Annotated in this window: 1 protein-coding gene; it reads left to right on the forward strand. The window is 51.9% G+C overall.

The window, feature by feature from the left end; genetic code table 11:
* Positions 1-30: 30 nt before the first annotated feature.
* Complete coding sequence (locus tag ABYW01_RS21085; RefSeq protein WP_193953836.1) at positions 31-1,506, forward strand: PLP-dependent aminotransferase family protein; 1,476 nt, start codon at positions 31-33, stop codon at positions 1,504-1,506.
* Positions 1,507-1,567: the final 61 nt, after the last annotated feature.

Below are 1,567 nucleotides of genomic sequence, written 5' to 3' on the forward strand. Positions count from 1 at the left end.
CAAATAATAACGATAACGAAGGCGAAGTAAATGTTTCAGCTATTCCACTTAACGCCAGGCAAAGGTGGCAGCCTGCAGCAACAGCTGAGAGAGCAGATCGCAACGGCGATACTCAACGGAAATATCCCGGTGGATGCTCCGCTCCCATCAAGTCGCAAGCTTGCGCAACAGCTTGATGTGGCGCGTAACACGGTGGTGTTGGCATACGAACACCTGCTTGATGACGGTTACTTAATTGCGCGCGAACGCAGTGGCTATTATGTGAATCCAGATATTCTGTCTGGACAGGTGACTCTGGCCGAGCAACCTGAATCTGATACCCGCGGTGAACCAACGCACCCCCCTATATGGAGTAAGCGTTTTAAGCTGAATCCAACCGATCAGACCAATATTTGTAAACCTCGCGATTGGCAAAAATACGAATACCCATTTATTTATGGTCAGTTCGATGCCTCGCTGTTTCCAACGGTGAACTGGCGCGAGTGCTGCCGTGATGCGGTGAGTGGCCCGTCTATCAGCGACTGGGCGGCAGACCGCTTTGATAATGATGATCCGCTGCTGGTGGAGCAGATTCGGACCCGTTTGCTGCCCCGTCGTGGTGTGTGGGCTTCGTCGGATCAGATTTTGGTGACGGTGGGCGCCCAGCAAGCACTCTATATCCTTGCGCAGCTGCTATTGGATAAACAGAGTACGATTGGTCTGGAAAACCCCGGCTATGTTGATATTCGCAACATCGCCAAGTTGAACCCGTCACAGGTGCGTCCAATTCCCGTCGATAAAGACGGCATGCTGGTGGACGATCGCCTGAAAGGGTGTGATCTGGTATTTACGACACCAAGTCATCAGTGTCCGACGACCGTGACGATGCCTATCGAGCGACGCTACGAGTTGCTTAAGCGGGCCGATGAAGATGATTTCGTGATCATTGAAGATGACTACGAGAGTGAAACCAACTTTAAGTCTAACCCGATTCCCGCATTGAAGAGTCTGGATAAAAACGACCGCGTGTTGTACATCGGGAGTTTGTCCAAAACGTTGGCGCCAGGCTTGCGTGTAGGTTATCTGGTGGGGCCTGCGGAGTTTATCCGTGAGGCAAGGGCGTTGCGTCGTTTGATGGTGCGGCATCCCGCTGCGAACAATCAGCGTTCAGTCGCCTTGTTCCTGGAGCGGGGTTATCACGACTCCCTGATCATGAACATTATGCGTAACTATCAGACGCGTTGGCGCGCAATGGATGAGGCGCTGACCCGGCACCTGCCGGAGTCCCATGATCAACCAACGTTCGGTGGCTCCTGTTATTGGGTAAAAGGCCCTGAGGGTCTGGATACTGATGAGCTGCAGAAGCGGGCGAAAGAGGAAAGTATCCTGATTGAGCCTGGGGCGATTCACTTCCTTCAAGAACCCGCACCGAAAAATTATTTCCGTTTAGGGTATTCCTCTATATCCACAGACCGGATCGAACCTGGCATTAAAAAGCTGGCTGAATTGATCCACTCTATGGTCTGATTTGTAACCAGTAAACACCCAAACGACCACCTGGATCAGGTGGTCGTTTTGTTTTGGTTCC

The organism is Pontibacterium sp. (genome assembly GCF_041587635.1).
Classification (GTDB): Bacteria; Pseudomonadota; Gammaproteobacteria; order Pseudomonadales; family Balneatricaceae; genus Pontibacterium.

Bases quoted from the DNA above. Each gene is read 5' to 3' on its own strand.
- ABYW01_RS21085 (WP_193953836.1), top strand. From the start codon at position 31: ATGTTTCAGCTATTCCACTTAACGCCAGGCAAAGGTGGCAGCCTGCAG.